The following is a 22,964-nucleotide window of genomic DNA, read 5'->3' as shown; positions in this document are numbered from 1 at the left end:
AGGCGGATGTCCGGGACGCGGAGGTCCGCGACGCGCATCCAAGGACGGGAGGAGGGGTCGCGGTGTCCGAGGGCCCGACGACCGGGGAGCCGACGACCGGAGGTCGGATGGCCGGAGAGCCGGCGGCCGGAGAGCCGATGACCGGGGAGCTGCTGTACGCCTACGCCGTCGCGCGGGACGCCGAGGACGCCGACGCGGCGCTCGAAGCGGTCGGCGGCGTGTGCGGCGGGCCCGTGCGGACCGTACGGCACCTGGGGCTCGCCGCGCTGGTCAGCCCGGTGCCCGCCGCCGACTTCGACGAGGCGGGGCTGCGCAAGCGGCTGGAGGACCTGCCGTGGCTGAGCGAGGTGGCGCGCGCCCATCAGCGGGTCGTGGACGCCGCCTCGCGGGAGCGCTGCGTGCTGCCGCTGCGGCTGGCCACCGTCTACCGCGACGAGGCGGGGCTGCGGCGGGTGCTGGCGGCCGAGCGGGAGGAGTTCGGCTCGGTGCTCGACCGGCTGGAGGGGCGGGTGGAGTGGGGCGTCAAGGCGTACGCGACCGCAGCGCCCGGCGCGGAGGGCGAGGGCGGTAGGCCCGCGGCGGACGCCGCCTCCGAAGGCTCCCAAGGCTCCGGCAGCTCCGGCGGCTCCGCAGGCTCCGCTCGCTCCGGCCGCGACTACCTGCGCCGGCGGGGAGCGCAGCGGCGGGCCCGCGAGGAGCGGTGGCAGCGTGCGGACGAGCGCGCCCGCCTGGTGCACGAGACGCTCGCCGCGCTGGCCGAGGGCGTGCGGCTGCACCCGCCGCAGGACGCCCGGCTCTCCGGCGACCCGGACCGCAATGTCCTCAACGCCGCGTATCTGGTGCGCCGCGAGCGCAGCTCCGCTTTCACCTCGCGAGTGGGCGAGCTGGCGCAGGCGGCGGACGGCGTGCGGCTGGAGCTGACGGGCCCCTGGGCGCCGTACTCCTTCGTCTCCCGCGAGACGTCCCACGAAGCGCCCGGCGAGGTCTCCCACGAGGCCCCCGGCGGGCTCTCGGGCGAGGCCTCCCGCGAGGAGCGGGGCGGCGGGGCCGGCGAGTGAGGGAACAGGAGCAGCTCGCGCTCGTGGACCTGCTGGACCGGCTGCTGGCGGGCGGGGCGGTGATCGTCGGCGACATCACGCTGCGGATCGCCGACGTCGATCTCGTACGGATCGATCTGCGCGCCCTCATCAGCTCGGTGAACGAGAACGTGCCCTCCCCGTGGGACGGTTCCGCGGGCGGGGCCGCCCCGGGGAAGGAGTGGAGCGCGTGAGCGAGCGCACCGTGCACGGCCGGGTCGAGCTGGACCGGGACACCGTCGAGCGCGACCTGATGAAGCTGGTGCTCACCGTCGTGGAGCTGCTGCGGCAGTTGATGGAGCGTCAGGCGTTGCGCCGGGTGGAGCAGGGCGACTTGACGGAGGATCAGGAGGAGCGGATGGGGCTGACCCTGATGCTGCTCTCGGAGCGGATGACCGAGCTGCGCGAGCGGTACGGGCTGACCGCCGCGGACCTCAACCTGGATCTCGGCCCGCTCGGACCGCTGCTGCCCCCGGAACCCTCCGGGCCCTCCGAATAAGGCGTGATCCGCACCCCCGCACATCGCGACGCACCCTCGCGCAACCGCCGGGCGGCGAGCATCATGGCCTGAGCCCGAATGCTCAGGCCCATGCTCAATGCCCCACGGCCAGAGAACTCCTCAACACCGCGGCGCAGGCGACATCGAGGGAGCGCAGATGGGTGCGGACACCGCGCAGGCGGCCGCCGGTCCGGTGCGGGTGCGTCGGCCGGGAAGGATCGTCGTCGACTGGCTGACCACCACCGACCACAAGAAGATCGGCCACCTCTATCTGATCACGGCGTTCGGCTTCTTCCTGATCGGCGGCGTGCTGGCGCTGCTGATGCGCACCGAACTGGCCCGGCCCGGACTCCAGATCATGACGAACGAGGAGTTCAACGAGGCGTTCACGGCGCACGGCACGATCATGCTGCTGCTGTTCGCGACGCCGGCGTTCGCGGGGTTCGCCAACGAGATCATGCCGCTGCAGATCGGCTCCCCCGACGTCGCCTTCCCGCGCCTGAACATGCTCTCCTACTGGCTGTTCCTGTTCGGCGGGCTGATCGTGATCTCCAGCCTGCTGATGCCCGCGGGCGGCGCGGCCTTCGGCTGGACCGCGTACGCGCCGCTGAACAGCATGGTGCGGTCGCCGGGCGGCGGCGCCGATATGTGGATCATGGGGCTGGCGCTGGCCGGCTTCGGCACGATCCTCGGCGCGGTGAACTTCCTGACCACGATCATCGGGATGCGCGCGCCCGGCATGACGATGTTCCGGATGCCGGTCTTCACCTGGAACGTGCTCTTCACCTCGATCCTCGTGCTGATGGCCTTCCCGGTGCTGGCGGCGGCGCTGCTCACACTGGAGGCGGACCGGCGGTTCGGGTCGGTGGTCTTCGAGAGCCCGTACGGCGGGGCGCTGCTGTGGCAGCACCTGTTCTGGTTCTTCGGCCACCCCGAGGTCTACATCATCGCGCTGCCGTTCTTCGGCATCGTCACGGAGATCATCCCGGTCTTCTCCCGGAAGCCGATCTTCGGCTATGTGGCGCTGATCGGCGCGACGATGGCGATCACCGGGCTGTCGGTGGTGGTGTGGGCGCACCACATGTTCGCGACGGGCGCGGTGCTGCTGCCCTTCTTCTCGTTCATGTCGTTCCTGATCGCGGTGCCGACCGGGGTGAAGTTCTTCAACTGGATCGGCACGATGTGGCAGGGCTCGCTGTCCTTCGAGACGCCGATGCTGTGGGCGATCGGCTTCCTGGTGAGCTTCCTGTTCGGCGGGCTCACGGGCGTGATCCTGGCCTCGCCGCCGCTGGACTTCCACGTCACGGACACGTACTTCGTCGTTGCGCACTTCCACTACGTGGTGTTCGGGACGGTGGTGTTCGCGATGTTCGCGGGCTTCTACTTCTGGTGGCCGAAGTTCACCGGCAAGATGCTCGACGAACGGCTCGGGAAGCTGCACTTCTGGACGCTGTTCGTGGGCTTCCACACCACGTTCCTCGTCCAGCACTGGCTGGGCGTGGAGGGGATGCCGCGGCGGATCGCGGACTATCTGGCGGCCGACGGCTTCACGGCGCTCAACACCCTCTCCACGGTGGGCGCGTTCCTGCTGGGCCTGTCGACGCTGCCGTTCTTCTACAACGTCTGGAAGACCGCGAAGTACGGGCAGAAGGTCGGCGTCGACGACCCGTGGGGGTTCGGCCGCTCGCTGGAGTGGGCGACGTCCTGCCCGCCGCCGCGCCACAACTTCCTGACCCTGCCGCGCATCCGCTCCGAGTCCCCGGCCTTCGACCTGCACCATCCGCAGATCGTACGGACGGAAATGGGCCGACCGGACGGGCCGGCGGAGGCGGCGGGCGACCCGGAGCAGCCTCCGGCCGCCGCTCCGGAGAGCCCGGAGACCAGCCCGGAAACCAACTGATCCCGCCGCCCCGCACAGGCTTCCGCCGGCCGCCGAGGAGCGTCGTGCTGCCTCGGCGGCCGGCGGAAGCGAAGCTCTGCCGGGGTCACGGCGCCCGGCGGCGGGCGCCGCCGATCACCATCGGTACCAACGTGACCTGCTCCCCCCTGCGGCCGTGGACCGGAAGAGGAAGCCGAGCAGCCAGATCACCAGGACCGCCACCGCGACCCACCACAGAACCTTGATCGCGAAACCTGCGCCGAAGAGGATCAGGGCGAGCAGGAGAACGAGAAGAACTGGAACCATTATTCGCACCTCCGCAGCTCCGAGTGCCCCTGGATGCGCGTTCCATACCCTTTCTCCCCGGAGGTTCCCCGGGCCGCCGCCCGAGCCTCCCCCAGCGCCCGGCGTTCCTCAGCGGGCGGCGGGCTCGCGCTCGTCGATCCGCACCGACAGGTCGTTGTCGGCCGTGTAGTACGGACCGGCCTGCGCGGGGGCGTGGTCGGCGGCGATGGGCCGCGTCGGGTAGACGAAGACCGGCTTCTTGTCCGCGATGTCGTCGAGGATGCGGGCGATGCGGACCGGCTCGCCGTCGGCCGGGCGCAGCCACAGGTCCCACACGTCGAGCCCGCCGCGCCACGCCTCGGCCAGCGGCCCGTACGGCAGGGTGAACGCGAACTCCGGGCCCTCGGCGCTCGTCGGGACCGTGTGGACCAGCTCGGCGTCGCGCCGGCAGCGGGCCTCGACCACGGCGCCGGCCAGCCACGCCTGCGGGTCCGGGACGCGGTAGAGGACGCCGCGGGCGGTTATGCCGGTGCTCTCGACCTGGATGTCGGCGGCCTCGGCGTGCGGCACGCGGAGCCAGCTGCGCAGCGAGAGGTTGCCGTGCTTGGTCGCGTACGGGATGCGGACGGCGAGCGGCGAGGTGCTCTGGCCGGGCCTGCGGTCGACGAGCGAGCGCAGGTCGTTCAGGCCGGGCACGAGCCGCCGGACGTCGTCCTCGCCGCAGGCCACATGGATGTCCCAGCGGCCCTCGGGGAGCGCGACCGTGCTGGGCAGCACGGCCCTGAGGCGGCCGTCGCCGTTGGGCGACAGGGGCAGGCGGACCTCGTCGAAGTCGGCGTCGGCGTCCGCCACGCGCCGGCGCAGGACGAGCGCTGCCGTCCAGTCGCCGGTGGGGGCGGGACGGCCCCAGACGTCGACGTCGAAGGTGAGTCCGCCCGCGGAGTCCGCGATGCAGTCGGCGCGCGGCGGGGCAGACACGATGGTGGGCTCCTCGGGTGGGGTGACGGGGTGGTGACGCGGGGCGGAGGTCGTCATGCGGCTCGCCCCCGTCGCAACGCTGATCTGCCGGCGTCCTTGGTGCGGAACGCGTTGCTCAGCAGGGCGCCGCGGGTGCGGTGCAGCGAGCCGCGCAGCGCTCCGCGGGCCACGAGGTCGCCGAAGAGCGATTCGTAGCGGCCGGCGACGCGTGACGGGTCGAAGCGCTCCGAGCGCGCGAGGGCCTCGCGGCCCATGCGGCGGCGGAGCTCGTCGTCGTTGATGAGGCTCAGCAGTCCGTCGGCGATGGCGTCGACCTTCCCGGTCGGCACGAGGAGGCCGTCGACGCCGTTGTCGATGATCTCGCCGGGGCCGTGCGGGCAGTCGGTGGAGACCACCGGCAGGCCGCAGCGCATGGCCTCGACGATGGTCATGCCGAAGGATTCGAGGCTGGAGGTGACGGCCGCGACGGAGCCCTTGACCCACTCGGGGTCGAGGGGGTTGGCGGGGCCCATGAGGAAGACGTGGTTGTAGAGGCCGCGCTTGTCGATCTCGGCGCGCAGCTTGGCGCGCTCGGCGCCGGCGCCGTAGATCCGCAGCCGCCAGTCGGGGCGCTGCGCGACGACCTTCTCGAAGGCGCGGATGAGCAGGTCGTACCGCTTGGCGGGGGCGAGCCGGCCGGCCGCGACGACCCACTTCCCGGTCCCGTCGGCGGGGGCGACCGCGGGCGCGGGGATGGAGTTCGGCACGGCTTCCACGCGCACGCCGGGCAGCCTCATGAGCTTGCGGTAGGTGTCGGCGTCGGCCTCGGTCACGGTGGTGACCGCGTCGAGCCGGGGGTAGGCGGTGCGCAGGGTGCGCTTGAGCGGCGCGGAGTGCGTGGAGAGCGTCAGGTGCTCCTGGCCGACGCGGACGGGACCGCGGCGGGCCTGCTGGGCGATGTGCACGTTGAGGCCGGGGCGGGTGCCGATGACGACATCGCAGTCCAGGGTGCGCAGATGCTCGGCGATCCGCCGGTCGGTGAGCGCGCTGTACTGCTTGTAGCGGCCCTCAGTGGCGGGGAAGACGGCGGCGGGGCGCTCCTGCTCGGGGTCGTCGCCCTCGTAGGCGGGGCTGTCCTTGCGGAGGTCGACGAGGTGGCGCAGGCGCACGTCGCCGCTCGGCGCGAGGATCGGCTCGTCGCGGTGGCGGAACACCGAGACGATCTCCACGTCGTGCTGCTCGGCGAGGGCGCTCGCCAGGTTGTACGTCGTACGGATCGTCCCGCCGATGCCGTACGCATTGTGAATAAGGAATGAAAGGTGCATTCGACCCCGTATGCCGCGGATTTCCAGCGGACGTTACCACTCGCCCGCCTACCTTGAGATAAGACTGTCGCCCGGTGGCCGAGGTTGACCGTGCTCACCAAGTCGTTCTTGAAGCGATGGGAAATCGGTAGCCGGAACCGGGAACTTTTCACTTTCCCCCGCGCTACGGCCGGTAGGCAAGGAGGGGGACGGTGAAGCAATTGTGGATCATGTCGCCGCCCTCGGTGACCCAGCGGCCGGCGCCGCCGCCGGCCCCGTCCCGCCAGCGCGCGACCGACAGGCACGTACGACGGCTCGTAGGCGGCTCGGCCAGACGCTCGTACGAGACGGGGAGGAGCAGGCCGCGCGCCGTATAAGGGGTGCCGCGCTCCATGAAGCGCCGTACGCAGCTGCGGGTGACGGAACCGGAACAGGATGTGGCGGCGTCGGTGAACCACATGGCGGCGGCCCAGCCCTCCAGCGCCCACTGCGACAGCGGCGCCGTCCGCGCATACCGGCCCATGCCCGCCCGGAACCCGCGCACCTCCGCGGCGGCGGCGCCGTCGGTGGCATCGGTGGCGTCGGTGGCGTCGTAATTTCGGCTGGAACCCGTCGCCCACAGAGCGTTACGGCAGCCCGGGGCCCCCTTGTAGTCCTCGCGGACGGACGCCGTCCAGTTCTGCACGTTGGTGACCTTGGCGGTGACCTTCACCCCGGCGGCGTCCATCGCCTCGCACAGCCGCGCGTTGCCGTGGGTGTCCAGCGCGTCGAAGACGAGATCCGTGCCGCGGGCCCGCATGTCCGCGGCGACCGCCCGGAAATTCGGCAGCGCGAAGTCCACCTGCTCGCCGGTCACGTCGTAGCCCTCCGCCTCCAGTCCGCGCGTCACGAGACGGGCGTACGAGGCCGAGGACGCCTGGTTGTAGGAGACGACGGCGGCGGTACGGGCCCCCCGCGCCCGCTTGAAGTAGCGGTAGACCTCGGTGCCGCCGTACAGCCGCCCGCCCCAGCCCGGCTCGCCGTCGCGCGGGGCGCTGCTGCCGTAGATGCCGTACAGCCCCGGATAGGTGTCGTACGCGGCCCCGATCGGCTGGCCGCCGATGTCCGGCACGCCGGCCGCGCTGACGCGGGGCGCGCCCGCGTAGTCGAGGGCCGTGGTGGCGACGAGCGCGACCACCTTCTCCTGCTCCACCAGCCGCCGCACGCATGCGTTGTTGCCGACGCCGCTGCCGCCGTCGTCGCAGGTCACGGCCTGGACGGGGCGGCCGGCCAGGCCGCCGGAGGCGTTGAGCCGGGCGAAGTAGGCGCGGGCGCCGTCGCGGGGGCCGGTGAAGGCGGCGGCGCCGACGGGGCTGGTGGCGCTCGTGATGATGCCGACTTTGAGGGGCCGGCCGGGAGCGGCGGTGGGGGCCTGGGCGCTCGGGCCGCGGGTGAAGTCGCTCTCCGGGAGGCGGCTGCCGCAGGCGGTGACGAGCACGGCGGCCATGAGCATCGTCAGGAGCAGGGCGGGCGCCGGCGGGGCGGCGCGGTCAGCAGCCCGGCGCCTTCGGCGCATCGCCGCTCAGCTTCACCAGCGCGCACAGCGTCTTGACCGACACCTTCCAGACCTGGTCCTGGTACACGGACGTACCGGACGCTCCCGGCAGCGCGGTCTGGCCGCCGAGCAGCAGCGCGTACCGCACCTCGGCCTCGGCGGCGGAGGAGAACGCGACGCGCGAGACGCGGGCCTCGACCTGGCTGCCGCGCTCGTCGCCGCCGAACGCGCGGAGCAGCGGCTTCAGCTGCCGGCCGTTCTCAAGGAGGCCGGCCTTCTCGTCGTTCGAGGTCGCCGGGTCGAAGAACTTCTCCCAGTTCTCCTTCACCTCGCGCCGCGCGGCGGCCTCGTCGGGGGGCCGGGCCCCGGAGGGCGAGGGCCCGCCGCTCTCCGCGGCGGGCGGGGAGGAGGCCGACGCCGAGGCGGGGGGTTTCACCGGCTCGTCCGCACCACCCGAATCATCGCCGCACCCGACCGCCGCGACGAGCACGACCGCCGACGCGAGCACCGCCCGCCACGCGCCGCTCCCACGGACCTTCATCGGCACACCACCACCCACCGTCCGAGGCCGTCGAGGAGGTTTTCCGGTTGAACGCCGGTTTCCCCTCACTCGGCATAGTGCATCCACCCGGCGGTGATGCACAGTCATTGCACGGTCATCGGACAGCCATCACGACACGGGGGTCCCGATGCGCACCACGCAATGGACCGGCTGGGCCGCCCTGGCGGGCGGAGCGGTGCTCTGCGCGATCGGCTGGTACGGAATCTCGGGCGAGCGCTTCGCCGAGCGCCAACTCCCCTACCTTGCCTCCTGCACGATTCCGGGCGCGGCCCTGATCGTGGCGGGGGCGGTGCTGCTGGCGCGCGGCGAACAGGGGCCGGCGGCGGAGCGGGTGGCGGAGCTGCACAGGCTGCTGGTGGCGGCGGACGAGACCGACCCGGCGGAAGGGGCCGAACAGGCCCGTACGGCCGGGGCCTCGGCGTCGGACGACCGGCTGGTTACCGTCCCCGAAGGGACGATGTACCACAGGGCGGACTGCCCGCTGGCGGACGGCCGCGGGGGGCCGATGGCGCCGGGCGCTGCCGGGCGGCTGTCCCCCTGCCCGATATGCACCCCGCCGCCACCGCCCTCGCCTCCCCCGAGCTCCTGAGTTCCTGAACGGAGGGGAGGGACGCGGCCGATGGAGTCACTGAGCTACGAACTCACCCTGGCGGGGCTGGCCGTGGGCAGCGCGGCGGCCCTGACCGGCATCGGACTGATCGTCACCTACCGGGCGACGGGCGTACTCAACTTCGCGCACGGGGCGCTCGCCATGGTGACGGCGTACACGATGCGGCAGTTCGCCGTCGACTGGTCCTGGCCGCTGCCGCTGGCGGCGGCGGTCTCCCTGCTGGTGGTCGCACCGGCGATGGGGCTCACGCTGGACCGCCTGGTCTTCCGCCCCTTGGCGGACGGGGCAGACGACCAGGCCCGGCCGCTGGTCGCGTCGCTGGGCGTCTTCGTCCTCCTGGTGGGCGCGGCGAGCCTGCTGTGGGGGCCGGGGGCCCGAGCGGACGCGCCCGCACTGCTGCCGTCCGGCCCGTGGGCGCAACTGGGCACGGCGGTGGCGCTGGCCGCCGCGGTGGGCGCGACCACCCGCTGGACCCCCTTCGGCCGCCGCCTGCGCGCCGTGGTCGACGACCGCTCCCTGGCCGCCCTCGCCGGGATCGACGCCGACCGGGTCGCCGCGGCGGGCTGGGCCTTCGGCTCCTTCACCGCCGGCCTGACGGGCGTACTGATGGCCCCCTACCTGCGCCTGGACCCGTACGGGCTGCCGCTGCTGGTCATGGAGGTGATGGCGGTCGCGGTCCTGGCGAGGATGCGCAGCCTGCCGACGGCGGTACTGGCCGCCCTCGCCATCGGCGTGGCCCAGAGCCAGCTGACCCGCCTGCACCCGAGCGGCTGGGCGGAACCCCTGCTCCAAGCGGTCGGCGCGAATCTCTTCGTGGTCGCCCTGCTGGTGGCCGCCTTGGCCCTGCCCGACTGGTCGGGACGAGGACGCGCTGCCGGGCGGGCCCGGCCCTGGTACCGCCTGGGCTTCGCGGGGCGGCGCGTCGGCCGGGCACGGCGGCGGCCGGACCGTACCGGAGCGGCAGTCTCCGTGCCCGCGCGCGCGAACGCGACTGGCACCCGGGCGGGGCGTGTACGGGCGGCGGCCTGGGTACGCGGCGCCGCCCGGCGGGGCCGCCGGCCCCGCGCCGACCGGGACCCGAGGGCGTGGACGGTGTGCGGGGCGCTGTTCCTGCTGCCGCTCGGCTTCGCGGGCACGGATCTCCAGACGTCGGTGCAGGTGCCGGCGATGGGCGTGATCCTGCTGTCCCTGACCGTCGTCACCGGGCGCGGCGGGCAGCTCTCGCTCGGCCAGGCCGCCTACGCCGGCCTCGGCGCGCTGTTCACCGCGCTGCTCGCCGCCGGCCGCCTCCCCCCGCTCCCGCCGATGCCCGAACTCCCCGCGCTGGCCCTCGCCGTGGCGCTCGTGGCCCCGCTCGGCCTGCTCACCGGCGTCCCCGCGATCCGTCGGCACGGCCTCGCGCTCGCGCTGGCCACGCTCGCCGTCGGGGTGGCGGTGAGCCGGTTCGTCTTCGCCCAGCCGTACGCGACCGCCGCCCTGACCCTGGCCCGCCCGGCCGGTTTCGGCCACGACCGCGCGTATTACGTCCTCGAACTGGCCGTACTGGCGGCGGCGTTGACCGGCGTGGCCGCGCTGCGCCGTGGCCGGTACGGGCGCGCGCTGGCCGCGATGCGCGACCACGAGGCGGGCGCGGCGGCGGCAGGGGTCGCGGTGCCCGCACTCAAGCAGGCGGCCTTCACCGCGGGCGCGGCCCTCGCGGCCCTGGGCGGCGGGCTGCTGGCCATGGGCGTACGCGCCTTCGACCCGGCCGCCTTCGACCCGGTACGCGGCCTCCTGTGGTTCGCGGCGTCGGTGGTACTGGGCACGGACAGCCTCCTCGGCGCGCTGGGCGCGGCGGCACTGCTGGCCGGCCTGGACGCCGGTACACGCGGCGGGGTGGCCGCCGCGGTAATCGGCGTCCTCGCGATACTGCTCGGCCGCTTCCCACACGGCCCGGCGGAGGCTCTGCGGTCGGCGGCACGGCGGGCGGCGCACACGGTACGGCCGGGTCCTGGCGGGCTCGTAGCGCCGGGGTCACACACGGGGGCGCGGCAAGCCCCGGCCACGGACGCACCGACGGGACCGCGTGCCGCGCCGCAGCGGGGCCCCGGCACGCCCGTACCGGCGGGGTTGCGCACAGGGGCACGGCAGACCTCGGACGCGCTCGCCCCGCCGGAGGCGGCTACGGCAGCGCCACGAGGCCGCGGCATGCTCGGGACGCTCCGGCCGTGGCGCGCACGACGAACCCCCAGCACGCCCACACCGCCGAGGCCACACACGGGGGCCCGGCACACCTCGGACAAGCTCACCCCACCGGAACCAGCTACAGCAGCGCCACGAGGCCGCGGCATGCTCGGGACGCTCCGGCCGTGGCGCGTACGACGAGCCCCCGGCACGCCCACACCGCCGAGGCCACACACGGGGACCCGACAGACCTCGGACGCGCTCACCCCGCCGGGAGCACGTAACGCAACGCAGCAAGGCCCCGGCCTACTCGGGGTGCTCCGGGCGCTGGGAGCACGCGCCGTACAGCGGGGTCTAGGCACGCCCGTACCGGCGGGGTCACGCACCCGGCCACAGCGCACCCAGGGCACGCCCGCACCGCCCGGACCGCGTGCGACGCCCCGGCGAGGCCCCGGCGTCCTCACGCCGCTGGGGCTGCGTACGCGCGAACGTCTCGCGCCGCTCGTCGCGGCACGCGCGCCCGCCCACGGCGGAGGGCTCGGCGGCACGGAAACCCCCGCCCGGCTGCCGCGCCGCAGCGCGGCGACACTCCGGCCGAAAGCCCCGCGCGGCGCCGCGCCCAACGCCCCGGCGCCGCCCGCAGAGGCTCCCCGCCCACTCCGGGCAGCGGAGCCCGGCCCGAGTACGCGCCCGGCTCAATCTCCGAGACCGGCTCCGGCGGCAGCGGCCGGCCCTTCCGACGGCCCCGTCCCCCTGGCCGCCCGGCCGCCCGCGCCCCGCGCGGGCTCGGTCGCCCGCCCCCAAGGCCGTCTCACCGCGCGTTCCGTCCGGGTCTCCTTCGACGGGTTCACGGCGCTCGACGGCGTGGACGTGGCCGTCGCCCCCGGCCGCGTAACGGCCCTCGTCGGCCCGAACGGCGCGGGCAAGAGCACCCTGTTCCACTGCCTGTGCGGCACGCTGCGCCCGGACTCGGGGCGCGTACTGCTCGACGGGCGGGACATCACGCGCCGCCCGGCCCACGCCCGTACCCGGCTGGGCATCGCCCGCACCTTCCAGCAGCCGGCGGTCTTCCCCTCGCTGACCGTGGCGGAGAACGTCCGCATCGGCGCCGAACAGGGCCGGTTCCGGGCCCCCGCAGCGACCGAACGGGCGCTGCGCCTGACGGGCCTCGACTCAGCGGTGCGCGACGCCCCCGCCGGGGAGCTCCCGACAGGGTCGCTCCGCCGGGTGGAGCTCGGCCGCGCCCTGGCCGGCAGCCCGCGCGTACTGCTCCTCGACGAGCCGGCGGCCGGGCTGGACACGGCGGAAGTGGACGCCCTGGCACGGCTGTTGCGGGCCCTGGCCGCGGACGGCATGGCGCTGCTCGTCGTCGAGCACGACCTCGACCTGGTCGGCGAACTCGCCGGCACGGCATACGTGATGGCGGCGGGCCGCATCGTGGCCGCGGGCCCGGCCCGCCGGGTACTGGGCGGGGCGACGCCGTGACCGTGGAGATCGAGCTCCGCGCCGCGCGCGTACGCTACGGGCCGCTCGAAGCGCTCCACGGTGTCGACCTCGCCGCCCCCGCCGGGCTGCTGACCGTCCTGCTGGGCCGCAACGGGGCCGGCCGGACCACGACGCTGCGGGCGCTCGCCGGGGCGGTGCCGCTCGCGGCGGGGCGCGTGGTGTGGGGCGGGGTGGAGGTGACGCGGCTGCCCGCGTACGCCCGCGCCCGTCGCGGCCTGGCCTTCGTTCCTGATCAGCGCGCGGTCTTCGGCACGCTCACGGTCGCCGAGAACCTCGAACTCGCCTGCCCCGGCGGCGGTTCGGCCGGCGCGGCGATGCCCTTCCCCGAGCTCAGCCCCCTCCTGTCCCGCCTCGCGGGCACCTTGTCGGGCGGCGAGCAGCGGATGCTGGCGGTCTCGCGGGCCCTGCTCTCCCCGGCCTCGCTCCTGCTGCTCGACGAGCCGACGCAGGGCATGTCCCCCGCCGCCGCGGCCCGTACGCACGCGCTGCTGGCCCGGGCGTGCGGCGATCACGGCCGTACGGTCGTGATCGCCGAGCAGCGTCTGCCGCCCGGCCTGCGGCGGGCCGTGAGCGTCGTGCACGAACTGCGCCGCGGCGCGGTCGTCTTCAGCGGCGAGCCGGCGGAACGGTGACACGGCCCGCCCGGTCGGTGCGACCGAGCGGGCCGTCGAACGGGCTCAGCAAGCGGCGTCGGCGCGGCGCCGCGTCACAGGACGAGCCGCTGTCCCGGCAGGATCAGGTTCGGGTTCGGGCCGATGACGGCGCGGTTGGCCGCGTGGAGCGCGTGCCAGCCGGTGCCGTGGGCGGCGGCGATGCTCCCGAGGGTGTCGCCGGCCACCACGGTGTAGTGGCCGCCCTGGGCGGTGGAGCGATGACGGTCGGCCCGGTACGTCGGCGACCGGTGTCCCGTGTCCGGCGCCGCCTTGCGGAAGGTCTTCGGCGCGGACCGCGGTGCGGCCTTCGCCGTCAGGTGCCCCGGGGCCTTGCCGTACGCCCCGGCGCGCGCCGAACACGTGGGCCAGGCGCCCCAGCCCTGCGTCGCCTGGACCCTGGAGGCCACGGCGATCTGCTGGGCGCGGCTGGCCCGGTCGGCGGTGGCCGCGTACGCTCCGCCGCCGTGCGCCCGCCAGGTCCCGGCGCTGAACTGGAGGCCGCCGTAGTAGCCGTTGCCGGTGTTGACGTGCCAGTTTCCGCCGCTTTCGCAGGCGGCGATACGGTCCCACACTCCGCTGTCCGCCGCCTCGGCCGGGCCGGAGGCGGCGAGCAGTGCCAGCGGGGCGAGCAGTACGGCCCCTGCCAACGCTGCTGTCTCGCGACGACGTCTGGACATGGATTCCCTCTCGACGGACCCGAGGTCCCCCTGCCGGTGCGGGACCGCCGTATCGGACGCCGGTACTCCGCTCTGGCCTCGGGCGGTGCTCGCTGCACACGGCCGGTGAATGTAGGGAGCCGCTCGCCCGGACGGCAACCGCTTGCCCTCCCGCAGCAGGCCAGTTCCCCGTTACCGTCGGTATCAGCCTTTTTCGGACACCCACTTGATCGTGGGATATCAGCATTTACCGCTCACCCGACCCGGTGATCTGTGACTCAGCTCACGCCGTCAACTTCGATGCATTACCCATGAGTTGGCAGGGAGTGAGCAATTCCGCCACCCTTCTCACCGTGTGCGCCGATTGCCGCGATCCCGGCCCGGCCGACGCGTGACCCTCGACACAGATCGTCCGTTGTCTTCTTATGAGCCGGGAACAGCCCGGCGCACGCACCGAGTTCAAGGAGCCCCAGTGCCGCGCATGCTCGACGTCAGCGACGAGGTACGCGCCGAGATCGGCGACCAGGAAGCCGACCGGCTGCTCACCGGCGACAACGCCCCGGGCAGCTACGACTGCACGTCCTGCCGCACCGCCGGCGACACCGAACAGGAGCGCACCAGCACCGTGCTCTTCGTGGGCGAGGAGACGGCCGTGCTGGCCTTCGCCCACGCGGACTGCATCCCCTCCCAGGTCGTCCCGGTCTCGGAGGAGCAGCTCCAGGGGGCCGTCCGGTCCATCAACGGCGAGGCGGGCGCCGCCCCGGCCGCCGCGGCCATGCCCACCGTCCCCGCGCCCGCCCCGCAGATCGAGACGCTCCCCCGCCAGGCGGTGCTCGGCGTGACCAGCGGCCTCGTCCTGATCAGCGGGGACCTCTACCCGGCGCTCGTGGTCGAGCCCACCGAGCCGATCGTCCGGCCGGGCACCGACGGCCAAGAGGACGAATTCCTGCACCTCCTGACCGAGCAGGGGTTCGTGCCGGTCGGCCACCTCAAGGAGGCCCCCGCCGACAACCCCGGCTGGTCCGTGCTCGTGGCCATGGGCAAGCTGCACGCCGTCCTCCAGCCCGGCCCCGGCCCCACGCCGACCGCCTGGTGGCAGGCGCACCAGCCGCTCCAGGTCACCGACGACTGGCGGTCCACCGTCAACCGGACCAAGAAGGTGCTCGTGTTCGCCGCGCCGGTCGGCACCATCGGCGCGCAGCCCCGCGAGGACCTGCTCGCGGAGGCGCTGGACCGGGCCGCGGCGGCCGGGCTGCTGGTCGGCGCCGCGATGCCGCTGGCGGGCACGTGATCACCGCACTGCACCGGACACAAACCCCGCCAACGGGACATTCCCCGTCGCACCCGCATCCGAGCGGCAATCGGGTCGTTGGCACCTATGTGCACTCATACGACCCCTCGTCCCGGAACCCGTACCAGCAGCAGATCCCCGGCATGCGCCCGTCCCACGAGGGCTCGGAGGATCACCACAGCTCGGAAACGCCCATCTTCGACGCGCTGTACTCCGAGTACCGGCGGTCCTTCCGGGCGCTGCCCGGCGACCGTACGGGCGAGGCGGACCTCGCCTTCACGGCCTTCGGCCGCCAGCCGGGCAGCACCCCCTACCCCGGCCACTCCGGACGCCCCGGCTTCTGGGAGCCGTTCGGGCGGGTGCCGATGAGCGGGCAGCCCGCGCTGCCGCCCGCCCCACGCGACGGCCGGGGGCGCGGGCGCTGAGCGCCCGCGCCCCCGGGCGCTCCGGTCCCCGCTCCCGGGGCTACTGCTTGCGGCCGCGCTTCTCGCGCACCCGCACGGAGATATGGATCGGAGTGCCCTCGAAGCCGAACTCCTCGCGCAGCCGGCGCTCGACGAACCGCCGGTAGCCCGCCTCCAGGAAGCCGGAGGCGAAGAGGACGAACCGCGGCGGCCGGACGCCCGCCTGCGTCCCGAAGAGGATGCGGGGCTGCTTGCCGCCGCGGATCGGGTGCGGGTGGGAGGCCACGATCTCGCCGAGGAAGGCGTTGAGCCGCCCCGTCGGCACCCGCGTCTCCCAGCCCGCCAGGGCCGTCTCGATCGCCGGGACGAGCTTCTCCATGTGGCGGCCGGTGAGCGCCGAGACGTTCACCCGCATCGCCCACGGGACCTGCACCAGGTCGCGCTCGATCTCCCGCTCCAGGTAGTAGCGGCGCTCCTCGTCGAGGGTGTCCCACTTGTTGTAGGCGATGACGAGCGCGCGGCCCGCCTCGACGGCCATCGTGATGATCCGCTGGTCCTGCACGCTGATGGATTCGGAGGCGTCGATCAGCACGACCGCGACCTCGGCCTTCTCGACGGCGGCGGCGGTGCGCAGCGAGGCGTAGTAGTCGGCGCCCTCCTGGAGGTGGACGCGGCGGCGGATGCCGGCGGTGTCCACGAACTTCCAGGTCTTGCCGCCCAGCTCGATCATCTCGTCGACCGGGTCACGAGTGGTGCCGGCCAGCTCGTTGACGACGACCCGCTCCTCGCGCGCGACCTTGTTCAGGAGCGAGGACTTGCCGACGTTCGGGCGGCCGATGAGCGCGATGCGGCGCGGCCCGCCGAGCGCGGTGCCGAAGGTCTGCGCGGGCGCGTCGGGCAGCGCCTCCAGCACGGCGTCGAGCATGTCGCCGGTGCCGCGGCCGTGCAGCGCCGAGACGGCGTGCGGCTCGCCCAGGCCGAGCGACCAGAGCATGGCGGCGTCGGCCTCGGCGGACGGGCCGTCGACCTTGTTGGCGCAGAGCACGACGGGCTTGCCGGCCCGGCGCAGCAGCTTGACGACGGCCTCGTCGGTGTCGGTGGCGCCGACCGTGGCGTCCACGACGAAGACCACCGCGTCGGCGGCCTCGATGGCGAACTCGGCCTGCGCGGCCACCGACGCGTCGATGCCCAGGACGTCCTGCTCCCAGCCGCCGGTGTCGACGACCTTGAAGCGGCGGCCCGCCCACTCGGCCTCGTAGGTGACGCGGTCGCGGGTGACGCCGGGCTTGTCCTCGACGACCGCCTCGCGGCGGCCGATGATGCGGTTCACCAGGGTCGACTTGCCGACATTGGGGCGGCCGACGACGGCGAGCACGGGCAGCGGGCCGTGCCCGGCCGCGGCCAGTTCGCTGTCGATGTCCTCCGGGTCGAAGCCTTCCTGCGCGGCGAGCTCCATGAACTCCGCGTACTCGGCGTCGCCAAGCTCACCGTGCTCGTCGCCGGAGGGAATCTGGTCGTTCATGAAGTCCGTTCCTCGTTCATCATCGATGGGCCGCGACCGCGGCCCACTACTCACGTCTCGTTCAACGGCCGGTGCGCCGCCTGGCGTCGGCCAGGTGCGCCCCCAGCCGGGCCTGTACGCGCACGGTCGCCGCGTCCAGCGCCGTACGGGTGCGCCTGCCGCTGCCGTCGCCCGCGTCGAAGGGGTCGCCGAAGACGACGTCCACGCGCTTCCGCAGCGGCGGCAGGCCGGATATCAGGCGGCTCCGCCGGTCCGCGCTGCCGAGCACCGCCACCGGCACGATCGGGGCCCCCGACCGCAGCGCGAAGTAGGCGAGCCCGGCGCGCAGCGACGCGAAGTCGCCCTCGCCGCGGCTGCCCTCCGGGAAGATCCCCAGCACCCCGCCGCCGGCGAGCACGTCGAGCGCGCCTTTGACGGCGGTCCGGTCGGCGCTGCCGCGGTCCACCTCGACCTGCCCGATGGCGCGCAGGAACGGGTCGAGCGGGCCGGTGAACGCCTCCCGCTTGATCAGGAAGTGCACGGGCCGCGGCGCGGTGCCCATCACCATCGGGCCGTCGACGTTGTGGGAGTGGTTGACCGCCATGATCACGGGGCCCGCGGCGGGCACCCGCCAGGAGCCCAGGACGCGCGGCTTCCACAGCCCGTACATCAGGCCGATGCCGATGCGGCGGCCGACGGCGGCGCCGGAGGCGGAGGGTGTCACGCGGCCCGCTTCTCCTCGATGAGGGTGACCACGCACTGGATGACCTGATTCAGCGTCAGCTCGGTGGTGTCCACCTCGACGGCGTCGTCCGCCTTGGCCAGCGGCGAGGTCTTGCGGCCCGAGTCGGCGGCGTCGCGCTTGACGAGCGCCGCCTGCGTCGCGGCCAGGTCCGAGCGCTCCTTGCCGGCCAGCTCGCCGCTGCGGCGGGCGGCGCGCGCCTCGGCGGAGGCGGTCAAAAAGATCTTGACGTCGGCGTCGGGCAGCACGGTGGTGCCGATGTCCCGGCCCTCCACCACGATGCCGCGCGGGCCCTCGGCGGCGATGCTCCGCTGGAGCTCGGTGAGCCGGGAGCGCACCTCCGGGACGGCGCTGACGGCGCTGACCGCGGCGGTGACCTCCTTGGTGCGGATCGGGCCGGCCGCGTCCTGGCCGTCCACGGTGATCGTCGGCGCGGCCGGGTCGGTGCCGGAGACCAGCGTCGGCTTGCCCGCGGCGTCGGCGACGGCCGCGGCGTCCCGCACGTCGATGCCGTTGTTCAGCATCCACCAGGTGATCGCCCGGTACTGGGCGCCGGTGTCGAGGTAGCGCAGCCCGAGCTCGGCCGCCACGGCCTTCGACGTGCTGGACTTGCCCGTGCCGGAGGGGCCGTCGATGCCGACAATGACTGCTGCCTGGGCGGTCCGGGCGGCGGTTTCCACGGTGACAGACACCTTCCTTGTGCACGGGGCGGGGTTCGCGGGCCGGGGGCCTGATCGCGGGGGCCCGAAAGAACGGGCCTCGACCAAGGTTACTGGCTTGTGCGACCGGCCCGTACGGCAACCGCCGCCGTCATATCGCGAGGGTCCGGCGCGCCCGGCCCCGTAGCGGCGCTAATTCCGCAGCGACCAGCCCCGCTCGCGCAGGGCGGCGGTCAGCGCCGGGACCGCCTGCGGTTCCACCATCAGCTGGATGAGGCCCGCCTGCTGCCCGTTGGCGTGCTCGATGCGGACATCCTCGATATTGACGGCGGCCCGGCCCGCGTCGGCGAAGATCCGGGCCAGCTCGCCCGGCTGGTCGCCGATGAGGACCCGGACCGTCTCGTAGACGGCGGGCGCCGCGCCGTGCTTGCCCGGCACCCGGACGCGGCCCGCGTTGCCGCGGCGCAGGACGTCGTCGATGCCCGCGGTGCCCTCGGCCCGCTCCTTCTCGTCGGCGGACTGGAGGGCGCGCAGCGACCGTACGGTCTCGTCCAGGTCGGCGGCGACGGCCGCGAGGACGTCGGCGACCGGGCCGGGGTTGGCGGCGAGGATGTCGATCCACATCCGCGGGTCGGAGGCGGCGATCCGGGTCACGTCGCGGATGCCCTGGCCGCACAGGCGCACCGCGGTGTCGTCGGCGTCCCGCAGCCGGGCCGCGACCATGCTGGAGAGCAGCTGCGGGGTGTGCGAGACGAGGGCGACGGCGCGGTCGTGGGCGTCGGCGTCCATGACGATGGGGACGGCGCGGCAGAGCGCGACGAGTTCGAGGGCGAGGTTGAGCACCTCGGTGTCGGTGTCGCGGGTGGGGGTGAGCACCCAGGGCCGGCCCTCGAAGAGGTCGGGGGTGGCGGCGAGCGGCCCGGAGGACTCGCGGCCGGCCATCGGGTGGGTGCCGATGTAGCGGGAGAGGTCGCAGCCGAGCGCCTGGAGGTCGCGGCGCGGGCCGCCCTTGACGCTGGCCACGTCGACGTAGCCGCGGGCGAGGCCGCGCCGCATGGCGTCGGCGAGCGTCGGGGCGACGTGCGCGGGCGGCACGGCGACGAGGGCGAGGTCGACGGCGGACTCGGGCTCCTCGTCGTACCCGGCGCCGAGGGCCGCGGCCGTACGGGCCTGGGCCGGGTCGTGGTCGACGAGGTGCACCCGGACACCGCGGCCCGCGAGCACGAGGGCGGCGGAGGTGCCGATCAGTCCGGTGCCGATGACGAGCGCGGTCCTCACTGGGCGATGTCCTTGCGCAGAGCGCCCGCGGCGCCGAGGTAGACGTGGGCGATCTTCGACCGCTCGGTGTCCGTCTCGACGTGCGCGAGGATGCGCACGACGCGCGGCATGGCCCCGGCGACGTCCAGCTCCTGCGCGCAGATCAGCGGTACGTCCGTGATGCCGATCATCCGGGCGGCGGCGGCCGGGAAGTCGCTGTGCAGGTCGGGGGTGGCGGTGAACCAGACGCTGATCAGGTCGTCCGGCCCGAGGCTGTTGCGCCGCAGGATCTCGGTGAGCAGCTCCGAGACCTGCTCGTGCATGTGCCCGGCCTCGTCCTGCTCCAGCTGGACGGCTCCGCGGACCGCTCGTACCGCCACGTCATCGCTCCCTGTGTCCGCTCAGTGGCCTCGGTGGCCTTGCTGCGCTCTCAGCCTAACCAGTGGCCGGGCCGGCGCGGCCACGGTGTCCAACCGCGCGGGATTCGGCGGCCGCCGCCCGCGTCTTCCTCGGCGGCGGCCCGGTGTCCGGTAGAACCGTGTGCATGATCTTCCATGTGGTGCCCCTGGACGACTGGCTCACCGCTCCGGACCGCCCCTACGCCCCCGCCTCGCTCGCCGCCGAGGGGTTCGTGCACTGCTCCCCGGACGAGGCCGTCGCGCTCGCCGTGGCCACGGCGTTCTACCGCGAGGCGGTGGGGCCGCTGATGGTGCTGCTGATCGACGAGCACAAGCTGGACGTCATGGTCCGCTGGGAGGACGCGGAGGGCGCGCCGCCGCCGGGGGTCTCGCCGGGGACGCTGTTCCCGCACGTCTACGGGCGCGTCAACCGGACGGCGGTCCAGGGGATGATGGAGGTGCGGCGCGACGAGACGGGGCGGGCCATGGGGCTGGAGGTATGGTCCTGAGCCGGAATTCAGCGGCCTGCGGGCGGCCGTCCATGGCACCATCCGGCCATGGCCGAATCCCCCGAGTGCCCCGAATCCGCTGGTCACGCCCTTGTCCGCGATCACACGATCTATGACTGCGTGATGGGCTCGCGGGCGTTCGGGCTGGCGACGGAGGACAGCGACACCGATCGACGCGGCGTCTTCGTCGCGCCGACGCCGCTGTTCTGGCGGTTCGACAAGCCGCCGACGCATGTGGACGGCCCGGGCGCCGAGCGGTTCTCCTGGGAGCTGGAGCGGTTCTGCGAACTGGCGCTGCGCGCCAACCCGAACGTCCTGGAGTGCCTGCACTCCCCGCTCGTGGGCCGCCTCGACGACACCGGCCGCGAACTGCTCGCCCTGCGCTCCGCGTTCCTCTCCCGCCGCGCGCACCAGTCCTTCTCCGGCTACGCGCTCGGCCAGCGCGGGAAACTCGAAGCCGACGTCCGCACCCACGGCGCACCGCGCTGGAAGCACGCCATGCACCTGCTGCGGCTCCTGATGTCGGCCCGCGACCTGCTGCGCACCGGCACGCTCACCGTGGACGTGGGAGAACAGCGCGAGCCGCTGCTGGCGGTCCGGCGCGGCGAGCTGACCTGGTCCGCCGTCGAGTCCTGGATGGCCCGCCTGCGCGACGAGGCCGACGCCGCGGCCGTACGCACCCCTCTGCCGCCCGAGCCGGACCGCGCCCGCGTGGAGGACTTCCTCGTGCGGGTGCGGCGGGCGTCGGCGGCATAGCCGGGAGGGCGCGCGTACGGACGTACACGCGCCCTCCGGAAAGCGGCGGCCTACAGATCGACCTCGCGCATCAGCATGCCGACCTCGGTGTTGGTCATGCGGCGCAGCCAGCCGGACTTCTGGTCGCCGAGGGCGATCGGGCCGAAGTGGGTGCGGACGAGCTTCTCGACCGGGAAGCCGGCCTCGGAGAGCATCCGGCGCACGATGTGCTTGCGGCCCTCGTGGAGGGTGACCTCGACGAGGTAGTTCTTGCCGACGTTGTCGACGATCCGGAAGTGGTCGGCGCGGGCGTAGCCGTCCTCCAGCTCGACGCCGTCCTTGAGCCGCTTGCCGAGGTCGCGCGGGAGCGGGCCCTGGATCGCGGCGAGGTAGGTCTTCTTGACGCCGTACCGGGGGTGGGTGAGGCGGTGGGCCAGCTCGCCGTGGTTGGTGAGCAGGATGATGCCCTCGGTCTCGGTGTCGAGGCGGCCGACGTGGAAGAGCCGCGTCTCGCGGTTGGTCACGTAGTCGCCGAGGCACTGCCGGCCGTCCGGGTCCTCCATGGTGGAGACGACGCCGGCGGGCTTGTTGAGCGCGAAGAAGAGGTACGACTGGGTGGCCACGGTCAGGCCGTCGACCTTGATCTCGTCCTTCTGGGGGTCGACGCGCAGCCCCTGCTCCATGACGATCTCGCCGTTCACCTCGACACGCGCCTGGTCGATCAGCTCCTCGCAGGCGCGCCGCGAGCCCATGCCGGCCCGCGCGAGAACCTTCTGGAGCCGCTCGCCCTCCTGCTCGCCGAAGGTCTTCGGCGTCGTGACCCGCGGCTTGTCGTACCGCTCGCGGTTGCGCTCCTCGATCTTGGCGTCGAGCTCGCGGGAGCGGGCGGGCACCGACTTGCGCCCCCGGTTTCCGGTCGGCTTGCTGCTCGGCTTGGACCGCCCGACGCCGCCGGGCCGGTTCGCCCCCGACTGGCCGGTGTCGCCGACGTCGTAGCGGCGCTCCTCGGGCCGGGGGGTGCCCGAGCGCTTCTTGTCGTCGCGCCTGCCGCCGCCCGCACCCCGTGGGTTCCGGTTGCCGCTGTTCCTGTCGCTGCTTCGCATCAAGGTTCCGTTGTCGAGTGGGTACTGTCTGCATCGTCCGGTGCATCCGGGTCGAACGACGGAACCCCCTCACGGGAGTCCGCCTCGACGGCGTCCGCCTCCGGCAGGAACGGGGCGAGCTCAGGCAGCTCGTCCAGGCCGCGCAGACCCATCCGCTCCAAGAAGTAGTTCGTCGTCCTGTACAGGATCGCACCTGTTTCGGGTTCCGTGCCCGCCTCCCGCACCAGACCGCGCTGGAGGAGGGTCCGCATCACGCCGTCGCAGTTCACCCCGCGTACGGCCGAGACGCGGGAACGGCTGACCGGCTGACGGTACGCGACCACGGCCAGCGTCTCCAGCGCGGCCTGCGTGAGGCGGGCCTGCTGGCCGTCCAGGACGAAGCTCTCGACGGCGTCCGCGTACTCGGCGCGCGTGTAGAACCGCCAGCCGCCGGCGATCAGCCGCAGGTCGAAGCCGCGCCCCTGGGCGGTGTACGCGGCCGACAGCGCGTGCAGCGCGTCCGAGACCTCGCGGCGGGGGCGCTGGAGGACCTTGGCCAGGTGCTCCTCGGTGACGGGCTCGTCCACGACCATGAGCACGGCCTCCAGCGCGGGCTCCAGGTCGAGCCGCGCGACGGTGCTCAGGCCGACGGGGTCGCCGTCCTCGCCGGGGGAAGAGGGCTCGCCGGGGGAAGGGGGCTCA

At 73.9% G+C, this 22,964-nt stretch carries 24 protein-coding genes; 11 read left to right on the top strand and 13 right to left on the bottom strand.

Going from position 1 to position 22,964, the window contains the following annotated elements:
- Nucleotides 1-62: 62 nt before the first annotated feature.
- The 4 genes from AB0I49_RS18075 to ctaD all read left to right on the top strand — a co-directional run bounded on the left by AB0I49_RS18075 (nt 63) and on the right by ctaD (nt 3,475).
- Nucleotides 63-1,058, top strand: coding sequence for a GvpL/GvpF family gas vesicle protein (locus AB0I49_RS18075; RefSeq protein WP_363227938.1), 996 nt, complete (start codon nt 63-65; stop codon nt 1,056-1,058).
- Entirely contained in the window at nt 1,055-1,270 is a 216-nt protein-coding gene (locus tag AB0I49_RS18070; protein ID WP_363227937.1) for a gas vesicle protein, read from the top strand. Before AB0I49_RS18075 ends, AB0I49_RS18070 begins: the two co-directional genes overlap by 4 nt.
- Nucleotides 1,267-1,575 (top strand): gas vesicle protein K, encoded by a 309-nt coding sequence (locus AB0I49_RS18065; RefSeq protein WP_363227936.1) that lies wholly within the window; start codon nt 1,267-1,269, stop codon nt 1,573-1,575. The genes AB0I49_RS18070 and AB0I49_RS18065 overlap by 4 nt, the downstream gene beginning before the upstream one ends.
- 157 nt (nt 1,576-1,732) lie before the next feature.
- Complete coding sequence (gene ctaD / locus AB0I49_RS18060) at nt 1,733-3,475, top strand: cytochrome c oxidase subunit I (RefSeq protein WP_363227935.1); 1,743 nt, start codon at nt 1,733-1,735, stop codon at nt 3,473-3,475.
- A 114-nt stretch (nt 3,476-3,589) separates the two neighbouring features.
- Here the strand turns inward: ctaD and AB0I49_RS18055 are convergent, their stop codons facing one another.
- The 5 genes from AB0I49_RS18055 to AB0I49_RS18035 all read right to left on the bottom strand — a co-directional run bounded on the left by AB0I49_RS18055 (nt 3,590) and on the right by AB0I49_RS18035 (nt 8,075).
- Nucleotides 3,590-3,760 carry a hypothetical protein gene (locus AB0I49_RS18055; RefSeq protein WP_030886818.1) on the bottom strand — a complete coding sequence of 57 codons (171 nt, stop codon included), beginning with the start codon at nt 3,758-3,760 and terminating at the stop codon, nt 3,590-3,592.
- 108 nt (nt 3,761-3,868) lie between these two features.
- Complete coding sequence (locus tag AB0I49_RS18050) at nt 3,869-4,774, bottom strand: hypothetical protein (RefSeq protein ID WP_363227934.1); 906 nt, start codon at nt 4,772-4,774, stop codon at nt 3,869-3,871.
- A complete protein-coding gene (locus tag AB0I49_RS18045) occupies nt 4,771-6,021 on the bottom strand; it encodes a glycosyltransferase family 4 protein (protein ID WP_363227933.1) in 1,251 nt (416 codons plus the stop codon). The genes AB0I49_RS18050 and AB0I49_RS18045 overlap by 4 nt, the downstream gene beginning before the upstream one ends.
- 163 nt (nt 6,022-6,184) lie before the next feature.
- Nucleotides 6,185-7,555 (bottom strand): ABC transporter substrate-binding protein, encoded by a 1,371-nt coding sequence (locus AB0I49_RS18040; RefSeq protein WP_363227932.1) that lies wholly within the window; start codon nt 7,553-7,555, stop codon nt 6,185-6,187.
- Complete coding sequence (locus tag AB0I49_RS18035) at nt 7,530-8,075, bottom strand: hypothetical protein (protein WP_363227931.1); 546 nt, start codon at nt 8,073-8,075, stop codon at nt 7,530-7,532. The genes AB0I49_RS18040 and AB0I49_RS18035 overlap by 26 nt, the downstream gene beginning before the upstream one ends.
- 148 nt (nt 8,076-8,223) lie before the next feature.
- On the opposite strand from AB0I49_RS18035, the gene AB0I49_RS18030 reads away from it, so the two are divergent.
- The 3 genes from AB0I49_RS18030 to AB0I49_RS18020 are packed head-to-tail and all read left to right on the top strand — an operon-like array spanning nt 8,224 to nt 13,007.
- Nucleotides 8,224-8,685 carry a hypothetical protein gene (locus AB0I49_RS18030; protein ID WP_363227930.1) on the top strand — a complete coding sequence of 154 codons (462 nt, stop codon included), beginning with the start codon at nt 8,224-8,226 and terminating at the stop codon, nt 8,683-8,685.
- 30 nt (nt 8,686-8,715) lie between these two features.
- Entirely contained in the window at nt 8,716-12,354 is a 3,639-nt protein-coding gene (locus AB0I49_RS18025; protein WP_363227929.1) for an ATP-binding cassette domain-containing protein, read from the top strand.
- Nucleotides 12,351-13,007: an ATP-binding cassette domain-containing protein gene (locus tag AB0I49_RS18020; protein WP_363227928.1), complete on the top strand. Its 657-nt coding sequence runs from the start codon at nt 12,351-12,353 to the stop codon at nt 13,005-13,007. The genes AB0I49_RS18025 and AB0I49_RS18020 overlap by 4 nt, the downstream gene beginning before the upstream one ends.
- A gap of 74 nt (nt 13,008-13,081) precedes the next feature.
- Here the strand turns inward: AB0I49_RS18020 and AB0I49_RS18015 are convergent, their stop codons facing one another.
- Nucleotides 13,082-13,705: a transglycosylase family protein gene (locus AB0I49_RS18015; protein WP_363227927.1), complete on the bottom strand. Its 624-nt coding sequence runs from the start codon at nt 13,703-13,705 to the stop codon at nt 13,082-13,084.
- A gap of 451 nt (nt 13,706-14,156) precedes the next feature.
- On the opposite strand from AB0I49_RS18015, the gene AB0I49_RS18010 reads away from it, so the two are divergent.
- Together AB0I49_RS18010 and AB0I49_RS18005 are read left to right on the top strand one after the other, a co-directional pair.
- The gene (locus AB0I49_RS18010) at nt 14,157-14,975 is read left to right on the top strand and encodes a hypothetical protein (RefSeq protein WP_363227926.1); all 819 of its coding nucleotides are present in this window, start codon (nt 14,157-14,159) and stop codon (nt 14,973-14,975) included.
- A gap of 89 nt (nt 14,976-15,064) precedes the next feature.
- Nucleotides 15,065-15,400 carry a hypothetical protein gene (locus AB0I49_RS18005; RefSeq protein ID WP_363227925.1) on the top strand — a complete coding sequence of 112 codons (336 nt, stop codon included), beginning with the start codon at nt 15,065-15,067 and terminating at the stop codon, nt 15,398-15,400.
- Nucleotides 15,401-15,440: 40 nt separating this feature from the next.
- Here AB0I49_RS18005 and der read toward each other — a convergent pair whose 3' ends face one another.
- From der to aroH, 5 genes are all read right to left on the bottom strand, one after another.
- Nucleotides 15,441-16,901: a ribosome biogenesis GTPase Der gene (gene der, locus AB0I49_RS18000; protein WP_363227924.1), complete on the bottom strand. Its 1,461-nt coding sequence runs from the start codon at nt 16,899-16,901 to the stop codon at nt 15,441-15,443.
- A 61-nt stretch (nt 16,902-16,962) separates the two neighbouring features.
- Nucleotides 16,963-17,640 carry a lysophospholipid acyltransferase family protein gene (locus AB0I49_RS17995; protein ID WP_363227923.1) on the bottom strand — a complete coding sequence of 226 codons (678 nt, stop codon included), beginning with the start codon at nt 17,638-17,640 and terminating at the stop codon, nt 16,963-16,965.
- Complete coding sequence (gene cmk, locus AB0I49_RS17990) at nt 17,601-18,314, bottom strand: (d)CMP kinase (RefSeq protein WP_363227922.1); 714 nt, start codon at nt 18,312-18,314, stop codon at nt 17,601-17,603. Before cmk ends, AB0I49_RS17995 begins: the two co-directional genes overlap by 40 nt.
- Nucleotides 18,315-18,473: 159 nt before the next feature.
- On the bottom strand, nt 18,474-19,559 hold the full coding sequence (locus AB0I49_RS17985) for a prephenate dehydrogenase (RefSeq protein ID WP_363227921.1): 1,086 nt from the start codon (nt 19,557-19,559) through the stop codon (nt 18,474-18,476).
- Entirely contained in the window at nt 19,556-19,918 is a 363-nt protein-coding gene (gene aroH, locus AB0I49_RS17980; RefSeq protein WP_363227920.1) for a chorismate mutase, read from the bottom strand. The genes AB0I49_RS17985 and aroH overlap by 4 nt, the downstream gene beginning before the upstream one ends.
- 164 nt (nt 19,919-20,082) lie before the next feature.
- Between aroH and AB0I49_RS17975 the strand changes: the two genes are divergently transcribed.
- Together AB0I49_RS17975 and AB0I49_RS17970 are read left to right on the top strand one after the other, a co-directional pair.
- A complete protein-coding gene (locus AB0I49_RS17975) occupies nt 20,083-20,445 on the top strand; it encodes a DUF952 domain-containing protein (RefSeq protein ID WP_363227919.1) in 363 nt (120 codons plus the stop codon).
- 48 nt (nt 20,446-20,493) lie between these two features.
- Nucleotides 20,494-21,201: a nucleotidyltransferase domain-containing protein gene (locus tag AB0I49_RS17970; RefSeq protein ID WP_363227918.1), complete on the top strand. Its 708-nt coding sequence runs from the start codon at nt 20,494-20,496 to the stop codon at nt 21,199-21,201.
- 50 nt (nt 21,202-21,251) lie between these two features.
- Here AB0I49_RS17970 and AB0I49_RS17965 read toward each other — a convergent pair whose 3' ends face one another.
- Entirely contained in the window at nt 21,252-22,283 is a 1,032-nt protein-coding gene (locus AB0I49_RS17965) for a pseudouridine synthase (RefSeq protein ID WP_363227917.1), read from the bottom strand.
- Nucleotides 22,283-22,906 carry an SMC-Scp complex subunit ScpB gene (gene scpB / locus AB0I49_RS17960; protein WP_363228119.1) on the bottom strand — a complete coding sequence of 208 codons (624 nt, stop codon included), beginning with the start codon at nt 22,904-22,906 and terminating at the stop codon, nt 22,283-22,285. Before scpB ends, AB0I49_RS17965 begins: the two co-directional genes overlap by 1 nt.
- Nucleotides 22,907-22,964: the final 58 nt, after the last annotated feature.

It is taken from the genome of Streptomyces sp. NPDC050617 (assembly GCF_040654795.1).
Taxonomy (GTDB): Bacteria; Actinomycetota; Actinomycetes; order Streptomycetales; family Streptomycetaceae; genus Streptomyces.
This window is presented reverse-complemented; position numbering and strand designations above follow the sequence as displayed.

Excerpts from the sequence above, each read along its gene's own strand:
- der (WP_363227924.1), bottom strand. The coding sequence starts at position 16,901 with ATGAACGACCAGATTCCCTCCGGCGACGAGCACGGTGAGCTTGGCGAC.
- ctaD (WP_363227935.1), top strand. The coding sequence starts at position 1,733 with ATGGGTGCGGACACCGCGCAGGCGGCCGCCGGTCCGGTGCGGGTGCGT.
- AB0I49_RS18045 (WP_363227933.1), bottom strand. The coding sequence starts at position 6,021 with ATGCACCTTTCATTCCTTATTCACAATGCGTACGGCATCGGCGGGACG.
- AB0I49_RS18035 (WP_363227931.1), bottom strand. The coding sequence starts at position 8,075 with ATGAAGGTCCGTGGGAGCGGCGCGTGGCGGGCGGTGCTCGCGTCGGCG.
- AB0I49_RS17970 (WP_363227918.1), top strand. The coding sequence starts at position 20,494 with ATGGCCGAATCCCCCGAGTGCCCCGAATCCGCTGGTCACGCCCTTGTC.
- AB0I49_RS18050 (WP_363227934.1), bottom strand. The coding sequence starts at position 4,774 with ATGACGACCTCCGCCCCGCGTCACCACCCCGTCACCCCACCCGAGGAG.
- AB0I49_RS17975 (WP_363227919.1), top strand. The coding sequence starts at position 20,083 with ATGATCTTCCATGTGGTGCCCCTGGACGACTGGCTCACCGCTCCGGAC.
- AB0I49_RS18025 (WP_363227929.1), top strand. The coding sequence starts at position 8,716 with ATGGAGTCACTGAGCTACGAACTCACCCTGGCGGGGCTGGCCGTGGGC.
- AB0I49_RS18055 (WP_030886818.1), bottom strand. The coding sequence starts at position 3,760 with ATGGTTCCAGTTCTTCTCGTTCTCCTGCTCGCCCTGATCCTCTTCGGC.
- AB0I49_RS18040 (WP_363227932.1), bottom strand. The coding sequence starts at position 7,555 with ATGCGCCGAAGGCGCCGGGCTGCTGACCGCGCCGCCCCGCCGGCGCCC.
- AB0I49_RS18030 (WP_363227930.1), top strand. The coding sequence starts at position 8,224 with ATGCGCACCACGCAATGGACCGGCTGGGCCGCCCTGGCGGGCGGAGCG.
- AB0I49_RS18015 (WP_363227927.1), bottom strand. The coding sequence starts at position 13,705 with ATGTCCAGACGTCGTCGCGAGACAGCAGCGTTGGCAGGGGCCGTACTG.
- AB0I49_RS17965 (WP_363227917.1), bottom strand. The coding sequence starts at position 22,283 with ATGCGAAGCAGCGACAGGAACAGCGGCAACCGGAACCCACGGGGTGCG.